The 24,224-nt window shown below is 53.4% G+C and carries 24 protein-coding genes, 5 tRNA genes and 1 other RNA gene; 22 read left to right on the top strand and 8 right to left on the bottom strand.

All coding sequences use genetic code 11. From position 1 onward, the window contains the following. Positions 1–35: 35 nt before the first annotated feature. The 18 genes from sucC (at position 36) to EHV07_RS06880 (ending at position 12,438) form a co-directional block, all read left to right on the top strand. Positions 36–1,202: an ADP-forming succinate--CoA ligase subunit beta gene (gene sucC, locus EHV07_RS06795; protein ID WP_147196312.1), complete on the top strand. Its 1,167-nt coding sequence runs from the start codon at positions 36–38 to the stop codon at positions 1,200–1,202. Then, complete coding sequence (gene sucD, locus EHV07_RS06800; protein ID WP_147196314.1) at positions 1,202–2,074, top strand: succinate--CoA ligase subunit alpha; 873 nt, start codon at positions 1,202–1,204, stop codon at positions 2,072–2,074. Before sucC ends, sucD begins: the two co-directional genes overlap by 1 nt. 572 nt (positions 2,075–2,646) lie before the next feature. Beyond that, complete coding sequence (gene cydA / locus EHV07_RS06805) at positions 2,647–4,215, top strand: cytochrome ubiquinol oxidase subunit I (RefSeq protein WP_147196316.1); 1,569 nt, start codon at positions 2,647–2,649, stop codon at positions 4,213–4,215. A 15-nt stretch (positions 4,216–4,230) separates the two neighbouring features. Beyond that, a complete protein-coding gene (cydB, locus tag EHV07_RS06810; RefSeq protein ID WP_147196318.1) occupies positions 4,231–5,370 on the top strand; it encodes a cytochrome d ubiquinol oxidase subunit II in 1,140 nt (379 codons plus the stop codon). A gap of 15 nt (positions 5,371–5,385) precedes the next feature. Continuing rightward, the gene (cydX, locus tag EHV07_RS06815) at positions 5,386–5,496 is read left to right on the top strand and encodes a cytochrome bd-I oxidase subunit CydX (RefSeq protein WP_147196320.1); all 111 of its coding nucleotides are present in this window, start codon (positions 5,386–5,388) and stop codon (positions 5,494–5,496) included. 321 nt (positions 5,497–5,817) lie between these two features. Continuing rightward, positions 5,818–6,222 carry a tol-pal system-associated acyl-CoA thioesterase gene (ybgC, locus tag EHV07_RS06820; RefSeq protein WP_147196322.1) on the top strand — a complete coding sequence of 135 codons (405 nt, stop codon included), beginning with the start codon at positions 5,818–5,820 and terminating at the stop codon, positions 6,220–6,222. Between the two features lie 5 nt (positions 6,223–6,227). After that, complete coding sequence (gene tolQ, locus EHV07_RS06825) at positions 6,228–6,905, top strand: Tol-Pal system protein TolQ (protein ID WP_174822379.1); 678 nt, start codon at positions 6,228–6,230, stop codon at positions 6,903–6,905. 14 nt (positions 6,906–6,919) lie between these two features. Next, the gene (gene tolR / locus EHV07_RS06830; protein WP_147196326.1) at positions 6,920–7,351 is read left to right on the top strand and encodes a colicin uptake protein TolR; all 432 of its coding nucleotides are present in this window, start codon (positions 6,920–6,922) and stop codon (positions 7,349–7,351) included. A 29-nt stretch (positions 7,352–7,380) separates the two neighbouring features. After that, on the top strand, positions 7,381–8,775 hold the full coding sequence (tolA, locus tag EHV07_RS06835) for a cell envelope integrity protein TolA (RefSeq protein WP_147196329.1): 1,395 nt from the start codon (positions 7,381–7,383) through the stop codon (positions 8,773–8,775). 121 nt (positions 8,776–8,896) lie between these two features. Further along, positions 8,897–10,189 (top strand): Tol-Pal system beta propeller repeat protein TolB, encoded by a 1,293-nt coding sequence (gene tolB / locus EHV07_RS06840; protein ID WP_147196331.1) that lies wholly within the window; start codon positions 8,897–8,899, stop codon positions 10,187–10,189. A gap of 39 nt (positions 10,190–10,228) precedes the next feature. After that, on the top strand, positions 10,229–10,759 hold the full coding sequence (gene pal / locus EHV07_RS06845) for a peptidoglycan-associated lipoprotein Pal (protein WP_147196333.1): 531 nt from the start codon (positions 10,229–10,231) through the stop codon (positions 10,757–10,759). 9 nt (positions 10,760–10,768) lie between these two features. Then, entirely contained in the window at positions 10,769–11,557 is a 789-nt protein-coding gene (gene cpoB, locus EHV07_RS06850) for a cell division protein CpoB (protein WP_147196335.1), read from the top strand. A 164-nt stretch (positions 11,558–11,721) separates the two neighbouring features. After that, positions 11,722–11,797, top strand: a tRNA-Lys gene (locus tag EHV07_RS06855). A gap of 31 nt (positions 11,798–11,828) precedes the next feature. Continuing rightward, positions 11,829–11,904: transfer RNA gene (locus EHV07_RS06860), tRNA-Lys, on the top strand. Between the two features lie 58 nt (positions 11,905–11,962). Next, positions 11,963–12,038, top strand: a tRNA-Lys gene (locus tag EHV07_RS06865). Between the two features lie 89 nt (positions 12,039–12,127). After that, positions 12,128–12,203, top strand: a tRNA-Val gene (locus EHV07_RS06870). A gap of 4 nt (positions 12,204–12,207) precedes the next feature. Then, positions 12,208–12,283: transfer RNA gene (locus EHV07_RS06875), tRNA-Lys, on the top strand. A 31-nt stretch (positions 12,284–12,314) separates the two neighbouring features. Further along, positions 12,315–12,438, top strand: a non-coding RNA gene (locus tag EHV07_RS06880) — RtT sRNA. Positions 12,439–12,825: 387 nt separating this feature from the next. On the opposite strand, the gene EHV07_RS06885 is transcribed toward EHV07_RS06880, so the two are convergent. After that, complete coding sequence (locus EHV07_RS06885; protein ID WP_147196337.1) at positions 12,826–13,038, bottom strand: hypothetical protein; 213 nt, start codon at positions 13,036–13,038, stop codon at positions 12,826–12,828. Between the two features lie 6 nt (positions 13,039–13,044). Then, entirely contained in the window at positions 13,045–14,502 is a 1,458-nt protein-coding gene (locus EHV07_RS06890) for an AlkA N-terminal domain-containing protein (protein ID WP_147196339.1), read from the bottom strand. Between the two features lie 175 nt (positions 14,503–14,677). Between EHV07_RS06890 and EHV07_RS06895 the strand changes: the two genes are divergently transcribed. The 3 genes from EHV07_RS06895 to pnuC all read left to right on the top strand — a co-directional run bounded on the left by EHV07_RS06895 (position 14,678) and on the right by pnuC (position 17,119). Next, entirely contained in the window at positions 14,678–15,190 is a 513-nt protein-coding gene (locus tag EHV07_RS06895; RefSeq protein ID WP_147196341.1) for a methylated-DNA--[protein]-cysteine S-methyltransferase, read from the top strand. A 151-nt stretch (positions 15,191–15,341) separates the two neighbouring features. Beyond that, positions 15,342–16,382, top strand: coding sequence for a quinolinate synthase NadA (nadA, locus tag EHV07_RS06900; RefSeq protein WP_147196343.1), 1,041 nt, complete (start codon positions 15,342–15,344; stop codon positions 16,380–16,382). A 20-nt stretch (positions 16,383–16,402) separates the two neighbouring features. Continuing rightward, a complete protein-coding gene (gene pnuC, locus EHV07_RS06905) occupies positions 16,403–17,119 on the top strand; it encodes a nicotinamide riboside transporter PnuC (protein ID WP_147196345.1) in 717 nt (238 codons plus the stop codon). 3 nt (positions 17,120–17,122) lie between these two features. Here pnuC and zitB read toward each other — a convergent pair whose 3' ends face one another. Next, positions 17,123–18,058, bottom strand: a complete 936-nt coding sequence (gene zitB, locus EHV07_RS06910) for a CDF family zinc transporter ZitB (RefSeq protein ID WP_147196347.1) — start codon at positions 18,056–18,058, stop codon at positions 17,123–17,125. A 225-nt stretch (positions 18,059–18,283) separates the two neighbouring features. Beyond that, the gene (locus tag EHV07_RS06915) at positions 18,284–18,640 is read right to left on the bottom strand and encodes a protein YbgS (RefSeq protein WP_147196349.1); all 357 of its coding nucleotides are present in this window, start codon (positions 18,638–18,640) and stop codon (positions 18,284–18,286) included. 294 nt (positions 18,641–18,934) lie between these two features. On the opposite strand from EHV07_RS06915, the gene aroG reads away from it, so the two are divergent. Further along, positions 18,935–19,987, top strand: coding sequence for a 3-deoxy-7-phosphoheptulonate synthase AroG (gene aroG / locus EHV07_RS06920; protein WP_147196351.1), 1,053 nt, complete (start codon positions 18,935–18,937; stop codon positions 19,985–19,987). 61 nt (positions 19,988–20,048) lie between these two features. On the opposite strand, the gene gpmA is transcribed toward aroG, so the two are convergent. The 4 genes from gpmA to galT all read right to left on the bottom strand — a co-directional run bounded on the left by gpmA (position 20,049) and on the right by galT (position 24,187). Continuing rightward, positions 20,049–20,801, bottom strand: coding sequence for a 2,3-diphosphoglycerate-dependent phosphoglycerate mutase (gpmA, locus tag EHV07_RS06925; protein ID WP_147196353.1), 753 nt, complete (start codon positions 20,799–20,801; stop codon positions 20,049–20,051). Positions 20,802–20,958: 157 nt separating this feature from the next. Further along, positions 20,959–21,996 carry a galactose-1-epimerase gene (gene galM, locus EHV07_RS06930; protein ID WP_147196355.1) on the bottom strand — a complete coding sequence of 346 codons (1,038 nt, stop codon included), beginning with the start codon at positions 21,994–21,996 and terminating at the stop codon, positions 20,959–20,961. Continuing rightward, positions 21,990–23,138 carry a galactokinase gene (gene galK, locus EHV07_RS06935; RefSeq protein WP_147196357.1) on the bottom strand — a complete coding sequence of 383 codons (1,149 nt, stop codon included), beginning with the start codon at positions 23,136–23,138 and terminating at the stop codon, positions 21,990–21,992. The genes galM and galK overlap by 7 nt, the downstream gene beginning before the upstream one ends. After that, positions 23,135–24,187 (bottom strand): galactose-1-phosphate uridylyltransferase, encoded by a 1,053-nt coding sequence (galT, locus tag EHV07_RS06940; RefSeq protein ID WP_147196359.1) that lies wholly within the window; start codon positions 24,185–24,187, stop codon positions 23,135–23,137. The genes galK and galT overlap by 4 nt, the downstream gene beginning before the upstream one ends. Between the last annotated feature and the right edge of the window lie 37 nt (positions 24,188–24,224).

The following is a 24,224-nucleotide window of genomic DNA, read 5'->3' on the forward strand; positions in this document are numbered from 1 at the left end:
GGCCGAGTCTTTTCCGACCTGGATGGATTAACAACATGAACTTACACGAATATCAGGCAAAACAGCTTTTTGCACGGTATGGTTTACCGGCACCTGTCGGCTATGCCTGCACCACTCCACGTGAAGCTGAAGAAGCCGCCTCAAAAATTGGCGCCGGTCCGTGGGTAGTGAAATGTCAGGTACACGCTGGCGGCCGCGGCAAAGCGGGCGGCGTGAAGGTAGTAAAAAGCAAGGAAGAGATTCGTGCTTTTGCTGAACACTGGCTGGGCAAGCGCCTGACCACCTATCAGACTGATGCCAACGGCCAGCCGGTTAACCAGATTCTGGTAGAAGCGGCAACCGATATCGATCAGGAACTTTATCTGGGCGCGGTTGTAGATCGCGGCACCCGTCGTGTGGTGTTCATGGCGTCTACTGAAGGCGGCGTGGAAATTGAAAAAGTGGCAGAAGAAACGCCGCACCTGATCCATAAAATGGCGCTGGATCCGTTAACCGGTCCACAGCCTTATCAGGGCCGTGAGCTGGCGTTCAAACTGGGCCTGACCGGTAAGCAGGTTGGTCAGTTCACCAAAATCTTTATGGGTCTGGCGAACCTGTTCCTGGAGCGCGATCTGGCGCTGGTGGAAATCAACCCGCTGGTTATCACTAAGCAGGGCGATCTGATCTGCCTGGACGGTAAACTGGGTGCCGATGGCAATGCCCTGTTCCGTCAGCCAGAACTGCGTGAAATGCGCGATCCAAGCCAGGAAGACTCCCGTGAGGCTCACGCTGCACAGTGGGAACTGAACTATGTGGCGCTGGAAGGCAACATCGGCTGTATGGTTAACGGCGCGGGCCTGGCAATGGGCACCATGGACATCGTTAAGCTGAGTGGTGGCCAGCCAGCGAACTTCCTCGACGTTGGCGGCGGCGCGACCAAAGAGCGCGTGACCGAAGCCTTTAAAATCATCCTGTCTGACGACGCGGTGAAAGCGGTCTTTGTTAACATCTTCGGCGGCATCGTGCGCTGTGACCTGATTGCTGATGGGATCATCGGCGCGGTGGCAGAAGTGGGTGTTAACGTACCGGTCGTGGTACGTCTGGAAGGAAACAATGCCGAGCTGGGCGCGTCAAAACTGGCGGACAGCGGTTTGAATATTATTGCAGCAACCAGCCTGAGTGACGCGGCACAGCGCGTTGTTGCCGCAGCGGAGGGGAAATAATGTCCATTTTAATCGATAAAAACACCAAGGTAATCTGCCAGGGCTTTACCGGCGGGCAGGGGACTTTCCACTCCGAACAGGCGCTGGCGTATGGTACGCAGCTGGTAGGCGGCGTAACGCCGGGTAAAGGCGGCACCGAACATCTTGGCCTGCCGGTATTCAACACCGTGCGTGAAGCCGTTGAAGCCACGGGCGCAACAGCATCCGTGATTTACGTTCCGGCACCGTTCTGCAAAGACGGTATCCTGGAAGCGATTGAAGCGGGTATCAAGCTGATCATCACCATTACGGAAGGTATCCCTACGCTGGATATGCTGACCGTAAAAGTGAAGCTGGATGAAGCCGGTGTACGGATGATTGGTCCAAACTGCCCGGGCGTGATTACCCCAGGCGAATGCAAAATCGGCATCATGCCGGGCCACATTCATAAACCAGGCCGTATCGGCATCGTTTCCCGTTCCGGCACGCTGACCTATGAAGCCGTGAAGCAGACAACTGACATCGGTTACGGTCAGTCTACCTGCGTCGGTATCGGCGGCGACCCCATCCCTGGCTCAAACTTTATCGATATCCTGAAACTGTTCCAGGACGATCCACAGACCGAAGCGATTGTGATGATCGGTGAAATTGGCGGTAGCGCAGAAGAAGAAGCCGCGGCCTTCATTAAAGAGCACGTCACCAAACCTGTTGTGGGCTATATCGCGGGTGTTACCGCGCCGAAAGGCAAGCGTATGGGTCATGCAGGCGCGATCATCGCGGGCGGTAAAGGCACGGCAGACGAGAAGTTTGCTGCGCTGGAAGCTGCGGGTGTGAAAACGGTGCGCAGCCTTGCCGATATTGGCGATGCAGTGAAAGCCGTACTGCCTGCTTAACGACGAGTAAGCGCTGAAACTGGCCACCTTCGGGTGGCTTTTTTTTTGCTGTTAATAGGGGTTTCAGCGCACGACTCTCGGGCCATTAATAAACAATGCAGATTAAAAAAATTAACTATTATGCCAGTATGAACAGGCGTTAAATAAACGATATTGTTATGAATAATTAAAGAACAAACTTAATTTAAAAAACAAATGTGCAACAATCAAGAAAATTACGCGCCTTTCATTTCATACGAACTTAATTAAGATCAAAAAAACAGGATTTATATCAATTGCGGGATCTGGATAAAAAAACTGTTTTCATATTAAATTGCCCTGCATCAAAACAGTGAATTTGTTTAATAATAAAAATTAATGTTTTTGTCGTTTTCCGGCTGTCGGAACTGTTTGACAAAAGCATGGCGCGCGCTCGCGCTAAAAAATAATTATGAACAACGTATTCCTGGGGAACGTCCTGACGGCGCCTGGCCTGCAATCAGGCTTCAATGCCTTTTTGAACCCTTTACCTTTTGGGCTGCAATGCTGGATTGCACAGCCTGTCTGCGCCAATTTATGAGCAAGGAGTTAAAATGTTAGATATTGTTGAACTGTCGCGCTTACAGTTTGCTTTAACTGCAATGTATCATTTCCTGTTTGTCCCGTTAACGCTGGGGATGGCGTTTCTGCTGGCCATAATGGAAACGGTTTATGTGCTTTCAGGCAAACAAATTTATAAGGATATGACCAAGTTTTGGGGCAAGTTATTTGGCATTAACTTTGCGCTTGGCGTGGCAACCGGGCTGACAATGGAGTTTCAGTTCGGTACCAACTGGTCTTATTATTCCCATTACGTCGGCGATATTTTTGGTGCTCCGCTGGCTATTGAAGGCCTGATGGCCTTTTTTCTTGAATCAACCTTCGTCGGCCTGTTCTTTTTCGGCTGGGAGCGTCTGAGTAAGCGTCAGCATCTGGCCGTCACCTGGCTGGTGGCGCTGGGCTCGAATTTATCCGCGCTGTGGATTTTGGTTGCGAATGGCTGGATGCAAAATCCGGTCGCGTCAGAATTCAATTTCGAAACCATGCGTATGGAGATGGTCAGTTTTGCCGGGCTGGTGCTGAATCCGGTTGCACAGGTCAAATTCGTGCATACCGTCGCGGCAGGCTATACCACCGGCGCAATGTTTGTACTGGGCATCAGCGCTTATTATCTGCTGCGCGGTCGCGATGTCGCTTTTGCAAAGCGTTCTTTTGCAATCGCCGCCAGTTTTGGCATGGCAGCGATCCTCTCGGTTATCGTGCTGGGCGATGAGTCCGGCTATGAAATGGGCGACGTACAAAAAACCAAGCTGGCGGCCATTGAAGCGGAGTGGGAAACGCAACCGGCGCCTGCGGCCTTCACGCTATTCGGCCTCCCGGATCAGGACGCGCAGCAAAACCACTATGCAATCCAAATCCCCTGGGCGCTGGGACTGATCGCGACGCGCTCTGTTGATCAACAAGTTACCGGGTTGCGGGATCTGCTGGATCAGCATGAGATCCGTATTCGTAACGGCATGCAGGCTTATCATTTGCTTGAGCAATTACGGGCAGGCAACAGCGATCCGGCTGTAAAAAATGCTTTTGACGAAGTGAAGAAAGATCTCGGTTATGGTCTTTTACTCAAGCGCTATACGGAAAATGTGACGGATGCCAGCGAAGCGCAAATCCGTCAGGCGACCAAAGATTCTATCCCCCGCGTCGCGCCGCTCTATTTCTCTTTCCGCATTATGGTCGCCTGCGGCGTTCTGATGCTGTTGATTATCGGCTGCGCTTTCTGGAGCGTGGTCCGTAACCGTATTGGAAAAAGCAGGCTGCTGTTGAAATGCGCGCTGTTTGGCATTCCGCTGCCGTGGATCGCTGTCGAAACGGGCTGGTTCGTTGCGGAATATGGTCGCCAGCCATGGGCGATTGGTGAAGTGCTGCCAACCGGCGTGGCAAATTCCTCCCTGACTACCGGCGATCTTCTATTTTCAATGATCCTGATTGCCGGCCTGTACACGCTTTTTCTGATTGCGGAAATGTACCTGATGATCAAATTTGCTCGCCTTGGCCCCAGCAGTTTGAAAACGGGCCGCTATCACTATGAACAATCGACGATTGCTGCTCCCCAGAAACGTTAGAACAGGAGAGAAAAAATGATAACTTATGAACTGTTGCGTTTCGTCTGGTGGGCGCTGATCGGCGTATTGCTGATTGGCTTCGCCATCGCGGACGGCTTTGATATGGGCGTGGGTATGCTTGGCCGTCTTCTGGGGCGAACGGATACCGAACGCCGCATTATGATTAACAGCATTGCGCCACACTGGGACGGCAATCAGGTTTGGCTAATCACCGCAGGCGGCGCGTTATTCGCTGCCTGGCCAATGGTCTATGCCGCAGCCTTCTCAGGCTTTTATGTCGCGATGATCCTGGTGCTGGCCTCACTCTTCTTCCGTCCGCTGGGTTTTGACTATCGTTCAAAAATCGAAAATCCACGCTGGCGCGGCATGTGGGACTGGGCAATTTTTATCGGCAGCTTTGTGCCGCCGCTGGTGATCGGCGTGGCCTTTGGCAACCTGCTGCAAGGCGTACCTTTTCATGCGGATGAATATCTGCGTCTGTTCTATACCGGTAATTTCTTCCAGCTGCTGAATCCGTTTGCGCTGCTGGCAGGCATTGTTAGCGTCACCATGATCCTGACCCAGGGCGCGACATATTTACAAATGCGTACGGTGGGTGAACTGCACCTCCGTTCCCGTATTGCCGCGCAGATCTCAGCTTGCGTGATGCTGGTCTGTTTTGTAGTGGCTGGTCTCTGGGTAATGCGTGGAATTGAAGGCTATGTGGTGACCTCGGTACTGGATCATAACGCCGCGTCCAACCCCCTGACGAAAACCGTCAGTCGTGAGGCGGGAGCCTGGCTGGTGAACTTCAACGCGATGCCTGTGCTGTGGAGCATTCCGCTGCTGGGGGTTGTGTTACCGCTACTGACCCTCCTCTGTTCACGATTAAAAAAAGGGGGCTGGGCGTTTGTGTTTTCCTCACTGACGCTGGCCTGCGTGATCCTCACTGCGGGCGTAGCAATGTTTCCGTTTATTATGCCTTCCAGCACGGTGCCTGATGTTAGCCTGACAATGTGGGATGCGACCTCCAGCCTGTTGACGCTAAAAATCATGACCGTAGCCGCCATTATTTTCGTGCCGATCATCCTGGCTTATACAACCTGGTGTTACTACAAAATGGCGGGTCGACTGACCAAAGCGCAGATTGAAGACAACACCCATTCTCTCTATTAATTGAGGAGCTGAACTATGTGGTATTTCGCCTGGATCCTTGGCACGCTACTGGCCTGTGCATTTGGCATCATTACCGCGCTGGCGATTGAACATATTGAAGACAGTGCCGCGCAGGAAAAACCGTAGCCATCAAGGCATCGGTCAGTTTTGAAACAGAGCCCGTCATGGGCTCTTTTTTTATCGCCGTGCCACTGCGGGTAGTAAAAGTCACCTCTTTTTCAATCCCGACAGGGCAGGGGGACAAACTGCCCGATTTTTAACCGTGACCTCCCGCCATTCAATGCTGCTTTGCTCGCCGCTTGTGTCAGGATTTGTTTAAGATTTCTCCCGAAAACAGCTAAGTTGTTTCCAAAGGATAATTATTTTATTTACCCTCTGGCAATCCATTCCAAAGGCGTATGCTCTTGCGTATAGTAGCAACGTTTAAAAGCCATACCGGGATGTAGAGTGAGTACAACGCTGTTTCGATGGCCGGTCCGTGTCTACTACGAAGACACCGATGCCGGGGGGGTGGTTTACCACGCCAGCTATGTCGCTTTTTATGAACGGGCACGAACTGAGATGCTGCGTCAGCACCATTTCAGCCAGCAGGTGCTGCTTGAGCAGCAGGTTGGCTTTGTCGTGCGTCGTATCACGGTTGATTACCTTGCCCCTGCGCGCCTTGATGATTTAATTGAGGTGCAGAGTGAGGTGTCAAAAATGACCAGAACGACTATGACATTCACACAACGTATTGTTAATGCAGAAGGACGGACGCTGAATGAAGCGGAGGTTCTGATCGCCTGCATCAATCCACATCTGATGAAGCCCATTGCGCTTCCCAAGTCTATTGTCGCGGAGTTTATGCAGTGACTGACATGAACATTCTTGATTTGTTCCTGAAGGCTAGCCTTCTGGTCAAACTTATCATGTTGATTTTGATTGGATTTTCTATCGCCTCTTGGGCAATTATTATTCAGCGCACGCGCATTTTAAATGCGGCCGGGCGCGAGGCGGATGCCTTTGAAGACAAGTTCTGGTCAGGTATTGAACTGTCGCGTCTCTATCAGGAGAGCCAGTCCCGCCGTGACGAGTTAGGCGGTTCTGAACAGATTTTCTATGCAGGCTTCAAGGAATTTGCCCGTCTGCATCGCGCTAATAACCATGCGCCAGAAGCGGTGGTCGAAGGGGCAACGCGTGCGATGCGTATTTCTCTGAACCGCGAGCTGGAAACGCTGGAAAACCATATTCCTTTCCTTGGCACCGTGGGCTCTATTAGTCCTTATATCGGCCTGTTCGGTACGGTATGGGGCATTATGCATGCCTTTATTGCACTGGGCGCGGTTAAACAGGCGACTTTGCAGATGGTTGCGCCGGGTATTGCTGAAGCGCTGATTGCTACCGCTATCGGTCTGTTCGCGGCAATCCCTGCGGTAATGGCGTACAACCGTCTTAACCAACGCGTGAACAAGCTGGAACAGAATTACGATAACTTTATGGAAGAGTTCACGGCTATTCTGCACCGTCAGGCGTTCTCCAGCGAGAACAGCAAGTAAGAGCGGAGAGTATTATGGCCAGAACGCGTGGTCGCGGCGGTCGCCGCGACATGAAGTCCGAGATCAACATTGTTCCTCTGCTTGATGTTCTGCTGGTTCTGCTGCTGATCTTCATGGCAACGGCGCCAATCATTACGCAAAGCGTGGAAGTCGATCTGCCGGACGCAACGGATTCTAAAACTGTCTCCAGTGATGATAATCCACCCGTCATTGTCGAAGTGGCGGGCGTGGGGCAGTACAGCCTGGTAGTCGATCACGATCGGATGGAGCAGCTGCCGCCTGAGCAGGTTATGGCCGAGGCGCAGCGCCGTATCGAAGCCAATCCGAAGACGGTTTTCCTGATCGGCGGCGCGAAGGACGTGCCTTATGATGAGATCATTAAGGCGCTGAACTTGCTGCATCAGGCAGGCGTTAAGTCTGTTGGACTGATGACGCAGCCGATTTAATTTATTCGAACCGTTTTTGGGAATCGAGAGTGTCGAAGGCAACCGAGCAAAACGATAAGTTAAAACGCGCCATTATCATTTCAGTGATATTGCATATCTTCTTGATTGCACTCCTGATCTGGAGCTCGTTTAACGAACACATCGACGCCAGCAGTGGCGGCGGTGGCGGTAGCGATATAGATGCTGTGATGGTCGATTCTGGTGCGATAGTTGAGCAGTATAATCGCCAGCAGAATCAGCAAAGCGACAGTAAGCGTGCGGAACAGCAGCGCCAGAAAGCCGCTCAGCAGCAGGCGGAAGAGTTGCAGCAGAAGCAGGCCGCCGATCAACAGCGTCTGAAAGCGCTGGAAAAAGAACGCCTTCAGGCTCAGCAGGAAGCAAAAGAAGCGGCCCAACAGGCTGCCGAACAGAAAAAAGCGCAGGAGACCGCGAAGCAGGCTCAGGCCGAGCAGAAGCAGGCCGAAGCCGCTGCGGCGCAAGCTAAAGCAGAGGCAAAAGCGCAGGCGGATGCGCAGGCTAAAGCCGCAGAAGCCAAAGCGCAGGCGGCTGCCCAGGCGAAATCCGCTGCCGCCGCGAAAGCGCAGGCTGATGCAAAAGCACAGGCTGATGCGCAGGCGAAAGCCGCCGCTGATGCACAGAAAAAAGCAGACGCTGAAGCGAAAAAAGCCGCCGCCGATGCCAAAAAACAGGCGGAAGCCGAAGCGAAACAGGCCGCTGCCGAAGCCGCTAAAGTGAAAGCCGCGCAGGAGGCGAAAGCCCAGGCCGCTGCGGATGCCAAAGCGCAGGCGCAGGAAGCGAAAGAGAAAGCGGCGCAGGCTGCGAAAGAAAAAGCCGAAGCCGCGAAAGAAAAAGCCGCTGAGGCAGCAAAAGAGAAGGCTGCTGAAGCTGCGAAGGAAAAAGCCGAAGCCGCTGAAAAAGCCAAAGCAGACGCTGCGGCGAAGGCCAAAGCCGATGCAGCTGCGAAAGCCAAAGCGGACGCTGCCGCAAAAGCCAAAGCGGCGGCAGATGCGAAGAAAAAAGCGGCAGCTGAGGCCGCGAAAGATAGCAGTGACGTTGACGATTTACTGGGCGGGCTGACTTCCGGCAAAAATGCGCCGAAAGAAGGCAAGTCCGGCGGCGCGGCGGGTCAGGGCAACCAGAAGAAGGCCGGGGCTTCAGGCGCGGCAATTGACAGCTATATTGGACAGGTGAAAGGGGCGATTGAGAGTAAGTTCTATGACTCCGATACCTTCAAAGGCAGAACCTGTGATGTGCGTATCAAACTGGCACCGGATGGCTTACTGATTTCTGCCACGCCGGCAGGGGGCGATTCTGCTTTATGTCAGGCTGCGATTAACGCCGCCCGCATGGCAAGAATTCCTAAGCCGCCAAGTGCTGAGGTTTATCAGGCGACTAAAGATGCGGTGCTCGAATTCAAACCATAAGAATTCGGTAACTTGCGGCATGTTGAACTAAGGTCAACATGCCGTACTCTATAGATGCACTATTGGTTCGTTGAAACACTGCTAGTTATCGTGGACGTTGCGTTCAGATAAGGGAGAAAAGATGAAGCAGGCATTACGTTTTGCACTAAGTTTCATGATGCTGTTTGTCGCCGTGGCGCATGCAGAAGTTCGCATTGAAATTACTCAGGGTGTTAACACCGCGCGTCCTATCGGCGTCGTGCCTTTTAAATGGGCAGGCCCGGGTGCAGCGCCGGAAGACATTGGCGGTATCGTTGCGGCAGATTTGCGCAACAGCGGTAAATTCAATCCTCTGGATCGTGCGCGTTTACCTCAGCAGCCCACCACAGCGGCAGAAGTTCAGCCAGCTGCATGGACTGCGCTGGGTATTGATGCGGTTGTTGTTGGTCAGGTTCAGCCTGGCGCAGACGGCAGCTACACCGTCTCTTACCAGCTGGTAGATACCTCCGGCAATCCGGGTGCTGTGCTGGCTCAGAATCAGTTCAAAGTGACTAAGCAGTGGTTGCGCTTTGCCGCGCACACCGCCAGTGATGAATCTTTTGAAAAGCTGACCGGTATCAAAGGCGCATTCCGTACGCGTATCGCCTATGTGGTGCAGACTAACGGCGGTCAGTTCCCATACGAGCTGCGCGTGTCTGACTACGACGGTTATAACCAGTTTGTCGTCCATCGCTCGCCTCAGCCGCTGATGTCTCCGGCCTGGTCGAAAGACGGTAGCAAACTCGCTTACGTTACCTTTGAGAGCGGTAAATCTGCGCTGGTCGTGCAGACGCTGGCGAATGGAGCCATTAAGCAGGTCGCTTCCTTCCCACGCCATAACGGTGCGCCTTCGTTCTCTCCAGATGGCAGTAAACTGGCATTTGCATTGTCGAAAAGCGGCAGCCTGAACCTGTACGTGATGGACCTGGCTTCTGGTCAGATCAACCAGATCACCGACGGTCGCTACAACAGTACTGAACCGACCTGGTTCCCGGATAGCCAGAGTCTGGCCTACACTTCCGACCAGGCAGGACGTCCGCAAATTTATAAAATCAGCGCTAACGGCGGCGCGGCACAACGTCTGACCTGGGAAGGTGGACAGAATCAGGATGCCGATGTCAGCTCTGATGGGAAATCACTGGTGATGATTAGCACCAACGGCGGTGCGCAACACGTCGCCAGACAAGATCTGGAAACGGGAGCCGTTCAACAATTAACGGACACGTTCCTGGATGAAACGCCAAGCATGGCACCAAACGGCACCATGGTAATCTACAGCTCTACGCAGGGCATGGGTTCCGTACTGCAGTTGGTTTCAACTGACGGGCGTTTCAAAGCGCGTCTTCCGGCAACTGATGGACAGGTCAAATTTCCTGCCTGGTCGCCGTATCTGTGATGCATTTAAAAATGTGCAAACAATAATAGGATTGTAGAAATGCAACTGAATAAAGTGCTGAAAGGCTTAATGCTGGCACTGCCAGTTATCGCAGTGGCTGCATGTAGCTCACACAAAAACAACAACAACGACCAGACCAACGGTATGGGCGATGATGCAAACGGTAGCATGAACAGCGGCATGAACGGCAACGGCGGCAACATGTCGTCTGACGAGCAGGCGCGCCTGCAAATGCAGGAACTGCAGAGAAACAACATCGTTTACTTCGGCCTGGACAAATTTGATATCCAGTCTGAATTCGCACAGATGCTGGATTCTCACGCGACTTTCCTGCGTAACAACCCGTCATACAAAGTGACCGTAGAAGGTCACGCGGATGAGCGCGGTACGCCAGAGTACAACATCGCCCTGGGCGAACGTCGTGCAACTGCCGTTAAAATGTACCTGCAAGGTAAAGGCGTTTCTGCTGACCAGATCTCTATCGTTTCTTACGGTAAAGAGAAGCCAGCTGTACTGGGCCACGACGAAGCGGCTTATGCCAAAAACCGTCGTGCCGTACTGGTATACTAAGAGAATCACATGATTAGTAACTTCAGACTTCACTTGCTGAGTCTGTCGTTACTGGTTGGCGTAGCGGCCCCCTGGGCCGCTAATGCCGAGGCGTCAATCAGTAACGTAGGTTCAGGCTCGGTCGATGACCGCGTCACCACGCTTGAGCGTATCTCCAATGCTCAGGGACAGCTTCTTCAACAGCTTCAGCAACAGCTCTCCGACACCCAGCGCGATATCGACTCACTCCGTGGTCAGATCCAGGAAAATCAATATCAGCTGAACCAGGTCACCGAGCGGCAAAAAAATATTTACCAGCAGCTAGACACGCTAAGCAGCAGCGGTGCCAGCGTGTCCCAGGCCGCTTCTGGCGATGCCAGTGCACCTGCGGCAGGCGGAACGTCAGCACCTGCTGATAACGCCGCGGCGGCGCCAACGCAAAGCGGGGATGCGAATACCGATTACAATGCCGCCGTTGCATTAGTATTGGAAAAAAAGCAGTTTGACCAGGCAATCGCTGCCTTTCAGGCTTTTGTGAAGAAGTACCCGGATTCAACGTATCAGCCAAACGCGAATTACTGGCTGGGACAGCTGAATTACAACAAAGGCAAAAAAGATGATGCGGCTTACTATTTTGCCACCGTGGTCAAAAAATACCCTAAATCACCGAAAAGTGCCGATGCGCTGTATAAGGTTGGGGTGATCATGCAGGAGAAAGGCGACAACGCGAAAGCGAAAGCGGTTTTCCAGCAGGTGGTCAAACAGTATCCAAACACGGATACAGCCAAACAAGCGCAAAAACGCGCTGCTGCGCTTTAAATGTCGAACTTTAGCCTGATATCGCATGAATTGTGGTCCAGTCGGGTGAAAGTCAGACAGTTGAACGGGTTATCTGAAAATAGTGGTTGCGCTGAATCGGTAAATCAGTAATATATGCCGCCGTTGCCGGGACATATGTTAAAACGTTTTGACAGCGCAAAAGTGGGTCGTTAGCTCAGTTGGTAGAGCAGTTGACTTTTAATCAATTGGTCGCAGGTTCGAATCCTGCACGACCCACCACTTTAAAGTTTCAGGCAGTACCGCTCGATGCGGGTCGTTAGCTCAGTTGGTAGAGCAGTTGACTTTTAATCAATTGGTCGCAGGTTCGAATCCTGCACGACCCACCATTATTCAGCAAGTTTCAGGCGCTGAACGATAGCATCAAAACGGCGAGCACCGCACAGCGGGTCGTTAGCTCAGTTGGTAGAGCAGTTGACTTTTAATCAATTGGTCGCAGGTTCGAATCCTGCACGACCCACCACTTTAAAAGTGAAAGCAGTAGTCAGGCGTGAAGGATTTGAACCTCTCTCAGGTTTCTGTTCAACACGGCAGTATCAGAAGTACCGAAGTGGGTGATTAGCTCAGTTGGTAGAGCATCTCCTTTACACGGAGGGGGTCGGCGGTTCGAGCCCGTCATCACCCACCACTTCGGGTCGTTAGCTCAGTTGGTAGAGCAGTTGACTTTTAATCAATTGGTCGCAGGTTCGAATCCTGCACGACCCACCAATGTAGAAAGGCGCCCTAAAGGCGCCTTTTTGCTATGCGTCATTCGTCAGGGTTCGAACCTGCAGCAGGTCGGGTCGACCAGAGGGAGACAACATTGCCGCAGGCAATGGCCCGAAGGGCGAGGCTTTAGCCGAGTCATCCTGCACGACCCACCAATGTAGAAAGGCGCCCTAAAGGCGCCTTTTTGCTTTTCTGCGTTTGTAGCATCGTCTAAAAAACCAAAAACCAAATTACGAGTCTGGCGCCAGTAAGGGGCAGAATACCGGCTCGCCGTGAATCCCTCCCGGGAGGCTTAACTGGCGCGTCCCTGCGCCAGATACCCGGCTTATCTGCCCCTTACTGCCGCCCGCAAACAATTGTGTCGTCTGTACGCAAATCAATTCCCATTATAACTTATCCGTTAGCCGCTATTTAAAAGCAGAGCCCTGCACCAGTCCAACAGCGATTTTGACAGCAGCACCGCTGTTTAAAGCAGGAAGGGCGGGCCGGATAAGCGGACCGTGACGCGCAGGGACGCGCGTCTCGAGCCTACAGGGAGGTATTTACGGCGAGTCCGAGTTCCGGCCCGCCCTTCCTCGCAGACGCCTGAGCCAAAGCGACTTACCCAGCCCACAGCGCTCACCCAGCCCACAGCGTTCACCCAGCCCACAGCACTCACCCAGCCCACAGCGCTCACCCAGCCCACAGCGTTCACCCAGCCCACAGCACTCACCCAGCCCACAGCGCTCACCTAATCCACAGCAATCATCACCCACAACCCGCTACCCAACTTTACCCGGCGTCAAATTTTTCCAGATATGCATCACCGCATAGCTCCGCCATGGACGCCAGGCCTGCGACAGCTGTTCCGCTTCCTTCGCCGTCACGCCGCCCAGATTTTTCCTCACAACGATATCGCTTGCAGGAAAGGCATCAGGCCAGCGCAGAGCACGCATAGCAATATACTGCGCAGTCCAGTCGCCAATGCCCGGCAGCGACGTCAGCAACATAATCGCCCGATCGGGCTGCATCACAACATCAGACAGCAGCGCTTTACTCACGCAGGCTTCGGCGAGCGCCAACACGGCCCGGGCACGTGCGCCAACGATGCCCAGGCTGGCGATTTCATCCGCCGAAACGGTGATCAAACGTTCAGGTATGGGCGAAAGATGAGTGAGTTCTGGAAAAGGCGTTTCGATTGGCGTGCCAAAAGCATCCGCAAACCGCCCGCCCAGCGTGGTGGCCGCTTGAACACTAATCTGTTGCCCGAGGATCGCCCGAACCGCCATTTCAAAATTATCGAACGCGCCAGGCACCCTGAGGCCTGGATCTTTTGACAGGCTTTCACCTAACCGCGGATCTTGCTGCAAATGGGCAACGATCAACGCCGGATGCGCATCCAAATCAAATAAATTTCTTAAGCGGCCGAGCAGCGCAGGTAAAACCGGCGTCAGTGAATGGGTAAACTCAACTTTCAGCGCATTCGTTACCTGTACCACACGAATCCATCCCGTATGCTCTCCCAGACGCACCGTACGGGCGTAACTGATGTTATCGACACTCTCTACGCCTTTAATCGCTCGCTTGCTTAAAAAGCTTAACAGGCTTGCCCAGTCAAAAGGAGGCCGGTAGGTTAGCAGCAGCGAAGAGGTATCACCGGCAACCGCAACCGTATCTGCTGTGAGAGAGTTACGCAGGCGGCTGGGCGGCATGCGATAACGCGTGTTAAAAACGTCGTTAAAGCGCCTTAAGCTGGCGAAACCGCTGGCAAAAGCAATATCGGTAATCGGCAGTGTGGTTTCGGTAAGCAATTGTTTAGCCAGCAGCAATCGACGCGTTTGTTTCAACTCCACCGGTGAAACGCCCAGCTCCTTGTGTACGATGCGTCGGAGCTGGCGCAGGCTGAGCGAAAACTGCGAGGCGATTTTTTCGAGACTGCTGGTATTTTCCAATACGCCTTCTTCAATTCGCTGAACAAGCAACGTGGCGATACGATGGCTGCTATCCACCGGCGCATTGCCTGGCGCCAGCTCGGGACGGCAGCGTAAACAGGGACGGAAAGCGGCTTTCTCTGCCGCTTCGGCGCTGGCAAAAAACAGACAATTTTTAGCCAGCGGCGCTTTTACCGGACAAATGGGGCGGCAATAAATACCGGTTGAGGTCACGCCAACGAAAAAGACGCCGTCGAAGCGACTGTCGCGGGAAGTAAGCGCCTGATAAGCTATTTTTTCATCAATCATGGCATAATCCTGTAAGGCTGACGTTCACAGCCTGGTCGGTTTTATGCGACGAAACTCGCTGTTTTCGGTCAGCTAACTTTATTTATTTGCATGACCGAAAACGGCGGGTATATCGCCCACCAACGCGGATAATAAGTTCTGTCAGATAACTGACCACAACCCCGGGAGCAGAACAATGGACTATTTTTTTAAATTGTTGCCGTCGCCAGTTGGCGAACTGACGCTTATCGCCAGCGACAACGGACTGGCCGCTATTCTGTGGGAAAATGAAAACCCGAAGCGCGTCAGAGCAATGATGCCTCAGGAAAATCCTTCTCATCCCATTTTGCTGGAGACGGAGCGCCAGCTGGCGGAATATTTCGCCGGTCAACGCCGCTGTTTTACCGTCAAGCTCGATTTTGTCGGCACCGAGTTTCAGAAGAAAGTCTGGGCCGCGCTGGTAGCTATCCCGTTTGGCGAGACACGCAGCTACGCTGAAATTGCTCGTCAGATTGGGCATCCTGCCGCTGTTCGGGCGGTCGGTGCTGCGAACGGTAAAAACCCGATCTCTATTATCGCGCCCTGTCATCGTGTCATTGGATCCAATGGCAAACTCACCGGTTTTGCCGGTGGCCTGACCGCTAAAGCCCTGCTGCTAAAAATCGAAGCCACCGCAAACAGTGCTGAAGAATTCACCCTCAGTGAATGAAAATGCTGCTGAAGAAGGTGGTAAAAATTTCAGCGACAGAGGCATAAAATTCAGCTATCGTGTTTAGCATATAAAACAAATTAAGCCAGTAATGGCTTTTGTAACCTGACTGAAGCTGGTTTGGTTAAGTTAAACAAACGAGAGTGGTGCCATGAGCCTGATGTTCGATCCCGAAACCGCCGTTTATCCTTTCCCGCCTAAACCTGCCCGTCTGTCGGCGGACGAAAAACAGTTTTACCGTACCAGGATCAAAACGCTGCTGAAAGAACGAAATGCGGTGATGGTGGCGCATTATTACACCGATCCGGAAATTCAGGCGCTGGCAGAGGAGACCGGTGGCTGCGTGGCCGACTCGCTGGAGATGGCTCGCTTTGGCAGCCAGCATGCCGCCAGCACGCTGCTGGTCGCTGGCGTGCGATTTATGGGTGAAACCGCCAAAATACTCAGCCCGGAAAAAACCATTCTGATGCCGACGTTGCAGGCTGAATGTTCGCTGGATTTAGGCTGTCCGATTGACGAATTCAGCCGCTTCTGCGATGCGCATCCCGATCGTACCGTGGTGGTCTATGCCAATACGTCGGCGGCGGTTAAAGCACGCGCTGATTGGGTAGTGACCTCTAGTATAGCGGTTGAGCTGATTGAACATCTGGACTCGCTGGGCGAAAAAATTATCTGGGCACCCGACCGCCATCTTGGGCAGTACGTCACCCGTCAGACGGGCGCAGATATTCTTTGCTGGCAGGGCGCCTGTATCGTGCACGATGAGTTTAAAACTCAGGCGCTGGCGCGGATGAAAGCGCTCTATCCTGATGCGGCAGTGCTGGTGCACCCGGAATCCCCGCAGGCGATTGTAGAACTGGCCGATGCCGTCGGTTCAACCAGCCAGTTAATCGCTGCGGCAAAACAGTTGCCGCAGCGGCAAATGATTGTGGCAACCGATCGCGGTATCTTTTATAAAATGCAGCAGGCCTGTCCGGATAAGGAGCTGTTGGAGGCACCAACAGCGGGTGAGGGCGCAACCTGCCGCACCTGCGCGCACTGTCCGTGGATGGCGATGAACGGCCTGAAAGCAATAGCAGAAGGTCTGGAGCAGGGCGGAAGTGCTCATGAAATACAGGTAGATGCCAAACTCCGTGAAGGCGCATTACTACCGTTAAACCGTATGCTAACCTTTGCGGCAACGTTAAAATAAATCAGGATAACGACACTTATATGGACTTTTTCAGCACGCACAATATTTTGGTACACATCCCTCTTGGCACGGGGGGTTACGACCTGTCGTGTATTGAAGCCATCGGCACGCTCGCCGGTCTGCTCTGCATCTGGCTTGCCAGCCTGGAAAAACTGGTTAACTACGCCTTTGGCCTGATTAACGTCACGCTGTTTGCGGTGATATTTTTCCAAATCCAACTCTACGCCAGTCTGCTGCTTCAACTGTTTTTCTTTGTGGCAAACATCTACGGGTGGTACGCCTGGAGCAGACAGAATGCGAATAATCAGCACGTATTACAGATCCGCTGGCTGAGCATGAAAAAGGCGCTGGGATGGGCGGGCGTTTGCGTGGTCGCGATTGGCCTGATGACGATCTGGATCAATCCGGTCTTTGCCTGGCTGACCCAGGTTGCCGTTACCGTCATGCAGTCGTCAGGACTGGCGGTAACCATGCCGGAGCTTCAGCCGGATGCTTTCCCGTTCTGGGATTCCTGCCTGATGGTGCTGTCGATTGTGGCAATGATTCTGATGACGCGCAAATACGTTGAAAACTGGCTGCTGTGGGTAGTGATCAATGTGATAAGCGTGATGATTTTTGCGCGGCAGGGAGTTTATGCGATGGCGTTGGAGTATGCGATCCTGACGTTAATTGCACTGAATGGTTCCTGGCTGTGGATCAAAAGCGCCCGTGAACAGGGTTCCCGGGCGCTTTCTTAACCTTTAGTGATGATGATGGGCATGAGCATGATCGTGCCCGCTTTTTCCCCAGGAGAGTTCGCAGTCGCCGTCATCGCAGCTCTGATACTCCATCTGCACCGTGGCGTGCTCTATCTGATAATGTTCATGCAGATAGTCATGGATGCGGTGCAGCAGGGCATCGTGATCGTAGGGAGGGATGACCTGAACATGCAGCGTCATCACCGGTTTTTCGCCCACCTGCCATAAATGAAGATGATGAACGTTTCGCACTTCAGGAATGCCACGCGTCAGCGCCCGTTTTAATTTATCCACGTCTACCGAAGGCGGGGTCCCTTCCAGCAGCTCATGAAAACTTTCTTTCATCAGCGCCCATGCGCTTCTTAATACCAGCAGCGCCACCACCACTGACAGAATCGGATCGACAGGCGTCCAGCCGGTATACATGATAATCAGCGCGGCAATGATGGCACCCACCGATCCCAGCAAGTCCCCCAGCACATGTAACGCGGCGGCACGGACGTTAAGGTTTTTTTCTTCGCTACCCTGATGCAGCAGCCAGAACGACAGCAGGTTCGCTAACAGACCACCGACTGCAATTACCAGCATAAATCCACCGGCAACCGGCTCTGGGTGCATAAAGCGCTGTAGAGCTTCCCAGACGATCAGTGCAGTGATGACCATCAGCGCCAGGGCATTAACAAAGGCAGCCAGCGTGGTTAAGCGCAGCAGACCAAAGGTATGGCGGCTGTTGGGCTTGCGATGGGCAAATTGTACGGCCAACAGCGCCATCAGCAGTGCGGCGGTATCCGTCAGCATGTGTCCGGCATCGGCCAGCAGCGCCAGTGAACCCGACAGCAGTCCGCCGACAATCTCAGCGACCATAAAAATAGCAGTGACCAGAAATGCGGCCAGTAAACGATTGCGGTTTCCACCGGTATGAGAATGCGAGTGCGCCATAATTATCCAGTTTTAAAATCAAGCATGCTTAATCATATCAATAATTTTACCTGACAAAACACAAAGACTTAACGTTAATAACGCTCTCTGCCGCAGTGCGATGCCTTATTAAAGCGTCAGTTTTTGAGAAATAAACCAGAACGTGAAAAATGAGCGTCAGAGAGGAGATTCTCTAAATGAAAAAGGAGAGCCAAAGCTCCCCTTTCAGTAAGATACCCGTTTGGATTACTGCGTGGTGCCATCCGTTTTGGTATCTGCACCGGGTCCGACTTTCTTATTGATATCCGGGCATTTACCGTCTTTACACTGGGTATTTTTATCAATCTGGTCGGCGGTCATCTTTGAATGATGTTTGGTGGTTTTATGCTTAGTGCCGTTGTGCGTGGCCGTTGCATCACCGGTGTTGTTGATTTTGCTGTTATCAACTTTGTTCGGTGCCAAATTCTCTTTTGCTCCACCCGCGGCTGCGCCCGCATCTGCCGCCTGGTTAGCGGTACCGTTGTTGCCGCCAGCGGCCATTGCTGCGCCACTGCCCAGAGTCATCGCTGCTGTCAGAAATACGATCGCAAACTTGTTCATCATTATGCTCCGTTAATGTTTTGTGTTGACGATCCAAACCTTGCTGAAAACGCGGTTTGAATAAAGAAATGGAGGAGGCGCAAGCGTCTCCCGCATAATGCTCACATTCGTGAAGCTTGTGATCTCTATGCGTTTTTTTTTAGTGTTGACCGATAAAAGTATAGTAAGGATTAGCAGAACAGCAAATTCGCCCGATGATTATTCAGGGAAAGTTGATTTACAGCCCCGTGCGCACGCGATAAATTGGCTGAGATGCGCCTGGTGTGCAGTATTGCCATGAAAATATCTGGAAATATTATGAATTATCAGAATGATGACCTGAGAATCAAAGAAATAAAAGAATTGCTTCCTCCTGTTGCCTTACTGGAAAAATTCCCGGCCACGGACACGGCGGCGAAAACAGTCGCTGAGGCCCGTCAGGCAATTCACAATATTCTGCAAAAAACCGACGACCGCTTATTAGTCGTCATTGGTCCCTGTTCCATCCATGATGTTACCGCCGCGAAAGAATACGCTCAGCGCCTGCTGAAGCTGCGCGAAGCGCTGAGTGATTCCCTGGAAGTGGTGATGCGGGTCTATTTTGAAAAACCGCGTACCACGGTGGGTTGGAAAGGACTGATTAACGATCCGCACATGGATAGCAGCTATCAGATTAACGATGGCCTGCGTATTGCCCGTAAGCTGCTGCTGGACATTAACGATACTGGCTTACCGGCTGCCGGTGAGTTTCTGGACATGATTACTCCGCAGTACGTGGCCGATCTGATGAGCTGGGGGGCAATTGGCGCGCGCACCACCGAGTCCCAGGTGCACCGCGAGCTTTCCTCCGGCCTTTCCTGTCCGGTAGGTTTTAAAAATGGTACCGACGGCACGATTAAGGTCGCTATCGACGCAATCAACGCGGCCAGCGCACCACACTGCTTCCTGTCAGTCACCAAATACGGCCATTCCGCCATTGTCGAAACCAGCGGCAACGGCGACTGCCATATCATCCTGCGCGGCGGCAAAGAGCCAAACTACAGTGCGCACCATGTGAATGCCGTAAAAGCCGGCCTGGAAAAAGCGGGTCTGGACCCGCAGGTGATGATCGACTTCAGCCACGCTAACAGCAGCAAGCAGTTTAAAAAGCAGCTGACGGTGGCGGACGATGTCGCGCAGCAGATTGCGGGCGGTGACAAAGCGATTATCGGCGTAATGATTGAGAGCCATTTAGTCGAAGGCAATCAGAGTCTGGAAAGCGGCGAGCCGCTGGTTTACGGCAAAAGCGTTACCGACGGCTGCATCGGCTGGGAAGACACTGAAACTGTGCTGCGCCAGCTGGCGGACGCGGTAAAAGCCCGTCGCGGCTAAGTAAAGCGCCATAAAAAAATCCGCCCGAGGGCGGATTTTTTATTGTCTGAACATCAGCAAATTACTTTGCTTTACCCTGGTTAGCCACGGCAGCCGCTTTCGCAGCGATCTCGTCGGCATCGCCCAGGTAGTAGTGTTTGATCGGCTTAAAGTTTTCGTCGAACTCATACACCAGTGGTACGCCAGTTGGGATGTTCAGTTCGAGGATCTCTTCTTCGCTCATGTTGTCCAGGTATTTCACCAGCGCACGCAGGGAGTTACCGTGTGCAGCGATGATCACTTTCTCACCGCTTTTCATGCGCGGCAGAATGGACTCGTTCCAGTAAGGCAGCACGCGATCGATGGTCAGCGCCAGGCTTTCGGTGGTTGGCAGCTGTTCAGCGGTCAGCGAAGCGTAACGTGGGTCGTGGCCAGGGAAACGCTCATCGGCACGATCCAGCTCTGGCGGAGTCACTGCAAAGCCGCGACGCCACTGTTTAACCTGCTCGTCACCGTATTTCTGCGCGGTTTCCGCTTTATCCAGACCCTGTAGCGCACCGTAGTGACGCTCGTTCAGACGCCAGGATTTTTCAACCGGCAGCCAAACCTGATCCACTTCGTCCAGAATGTTCCACAGCGTGTGGATGGCACGTTTCAGCACGGAGGTATAAGCGAAGTCGAAGGTAAAACCTTCTTTTTTCAGCAGCTGACCCGCCGCTTTCGCTTCGGTACGCCCTTTATCGGAAAGATCAACATCGTACCATCCGGTAAAGCGGTTTTCATTGTTCCACTGGCTTTCGCCGTGACGTACCAGAACCAGCTTAGTTACAGCCATAGCTTAACTCCTTAAATTTCTGACGTTTCTGAGATAATGGTAAACCGAAAATTGCCCGACGCATTCCGTCGCAATTTCTACAGGCCATTACCATAACGGAAATCTGTGCAGCGCGTAAGCCTGTAGCCATCGCGATGCACGTTTTTCATGCGCTTAATCAAACCGCCGTCAGACGATAGCGCGTTACCGACTGATACGATTCACCGGGTTGTAGCCAGCAGTCGGGCTGTGGCCATTCAGGGTGATTCGGCGAGTCGGGCAGAAACTCGCTTTCCAGCGCGATGCCCTGAAAGGCAGTATAGACGCCCTGTTCGCGCGCCGGTGTGCCTTCCAGATAATTGCCGGAGTAAAACTGCAGCGCAGGCGCGGTCGTAAAGACGCTAAGCTTTAACCGGCCATCCGCAGACCACAGTTCGGCGTTGGGCTGGTTATCCGCCACTTCGTTCAGCAGGAAAGCATGATCGTAGCCTTTCACCGCGCGCTGATCCGCATCCAGCAGGAAATCCTGCGCAACGCTTTTCAGCTGACGGAAATCAAAACCGCTATCGGTCACCGCGGTCAGATCGGCATTCGGTATCCCGTCGCGGTTCACCGGCAGATAGTAATCGGCGTTGAGCTGTAAACGATGATGACGGGCATCATCGTGCTGCGCATCCAGATTAAAATAGGCGTGATTAGTAAGATTGACCGGGCAGGGCTGGTCGACCGTTGCCTGATACTGGATCGACAGCGTATTGTCATCTTCCAGCCGGTAGAGCAGCGAAACCAACAGGTTGCCGGGATAACCCTGATCGCCATCGACAGATTCCAGTTTGTATTCCACTTCCTGCTCTGCCTGACGCACGATCTGCCAGCGGCGATGATGGAAGCCTTCGGGGCCGCCGTGCAGCTGATGCACGCCCTGATTCGCCGTCAGTTGAATAGATACGTCGTCTTTCTGCAACGTCGCGTTAGCGATGCGGTTAGCATAGCGGCCGACGGTCGCGCCCAGATAGGCCGTCTGATTCAGGTAGTCGGACGGTGTCGCGCAGCCCAGCAGAGCCTCACGTACGCTGCCATCTTTCATCGGGACACGCGCCGACAGCCAGGTCGCGCCCCAGTCCATAAACGTCGCAACCATGCCGCCAGCGTTGCGCAGCGTGGTGATACGCCACGGCTGGCCGTCGGGCGCATGGGAGTTGATTTCTCTTAGCATTGACCTGCTCCTGCCGATGCTTTACAGACGTAGAAGGTTTCTTTAATGCCGGATTGGGCTTCGTACTGCTCCGCCACGGCGGACTTCACGCTATCGACCAAATCCAGCGGCATCAGCGCCACGACACAGCCGCCGAAGCCGCCGCCGGTCATGCGCACGCCGCCACGCTCGCCGAGCGTCGCCTTAATGATTTCCACCAGCGTATCGATTGGCGGCACGGTGATTTCGAAGTCATCGCGCATGGAAGCGTGCGATTCCGCCATCAGCACGGCCATCCGCGCCAGATCGCCTTTTGCCAGCGCGCTAGCAGCTTCCAGCGTGCGGGCGTTTTCAGTTAGCACATGGCGAACGCGTTTAGCGACCAGCGGATCCAGCTCCTGTTCCCTTGCCGCAAACTGCTGCAAATCCACATCGCGCAGTGACGTTTTATCAAAGAAGCGGGCACCGGCTTCGCACTGCTGACGACGGGTATTGTACTCACTGCCCACCAGACTGCGGCGGAAGTTGGAGTTGATAATGACCACGGCAATATCTTCCGGCATTGGCACAGGTTGTGTACCCAGCGTCCGGCAGTCGAGCAGCATGGCGTGATCTTTCTCGCCCAGCGCGGAAATCAGCTGGTCCATAATGCCGCAGTTACAGCCGACAAACTGGTTTTCCGCTTCCTGACCGTTTACGGCGATGGCGGCACCGTCCAGCGGCAGCTGATACAACTGCTGGAAAACCGTGCCTACCGCCACTTCCAGCGAGGCGGAAGAACTCAGTCCCGCGCCCTGAGGCACGTTGCCCGCGATAACCATATCCACGCCAGCAAAATCACCGTTGCGCAGTTGCAGATGCTTCACCACGCCGCGCACGTAGTTAGACCACATCTGCGTTTCATGTGAGGTAATCGCGTCGTCCAGTGAAAAACTATCCTGCTCGTTGTCGTAATCTGCTGCAATAACGCGGACCACGCGGTCGTCGCGTTTTGCACAGGCGATGACCGTTTGATAATCAATCGCACAAGGCAGCACAAAGCCATCATTGTAATCGGTATGCTCGCCGATCAGATTCACACGGCCCGGCGCCTGGAACGTCTGTGTCGCAGCATAGCCAAACTGGTCGGCAAAAAGCTGTTGGGTAGCGGTTTGTAATGTCATTCTGATGCTCCGGTCTCGCGGAAATGGATGTCGCTGACGGAGCGCAGGCGTTCAGCCGCCTGTTCCGCCGTTAAATCACGCTGGGTTTCTGCCAGCATCTCGTAGCCGACCATAAACTTGCGTACCGTCGCAGAACGCAGCAGCGGCGGATAGAAATGAGCATGAAGCTGCCAGTGTTGGTTTTCTTCGCCGTTAAACGGCGCGCCGTGCCAGCCCATGGAATAGGGGAAAGAGCACTGGAACAGGTTGTCGTAACGGCTGGTCAGTTTTTTCAACGCCAGGGCTAAATCCTTGCGCTGTGCATCGGTTAAATCAACCAGCCGTTTGACAGGCGCTTTTGGCAGCAGCAGCGTTTCAAATGGCCACGCCGCCCACCACGGCACCACGGCCAGCCAGTGTTCAGTTTCAACCACGGTTCTGCTGCCGTCTTTCAGTTCACGCGTGGCGTAATCCACCAGCATTGGCGAACCATGTTTGGCAAAGTAATCGCGCTGAAGATCGTCTTCGCGCTTCGCTTCATTGGGCAGGAAGCTGTTTGCCCAGACCTGTCCGTGCGGATGGGGATTGGAACAGCCCATCGCCGCGCCTTTGTTTTCAAACACCTGCACCCACGGATAGTGCTGACCCAGATCGGCAACCTGTTCCTGCCAGGTTCGTACCACCTCTTCCAGTGCGGAAACGGAAAGTTCTGGCAGCGTTTTGCTGTGATCCGGCGAAAAGCAGATAACCCGGCTGGTGCCGCGCGCGCTTTCGCAGCGCATCAGAATATCTTCGCTTTCTGGCGCATCCGGCGTATCGGTCATTAGCGCAGCAAAATCGTTGGTAAACACATAGGTGCTGGTGTAATCGGGATTTTTATCGCCCGTTACGCGGGTGTTGCCAGGACAGAGAAAACAGTCCGGATCATGAGCCGGTAATTTTTCTTGTGAAGGCGTTTCCTGCGCACCCTGCCATGGCCGTTTAGCACGATGGGGAGAGACCAGAATCCACTGATCTGACAGCGGGTTATAGCGGCGATGCGGATGATCGACCGGATTAAATTTTTGCATGTTTTGTCCTGATAACCTTACTTATACCAGCGAACCC

This window comes from Pantoea sp. CCBC3-3-1, from assembly GCF_007981265.1.
Taxonomy (GTDB): domain Bacteria; phylum Pseudomonadota; class Gammaproteobacteria; order Enterobacterales; family Enterobacteriaceae; genus Erwinia.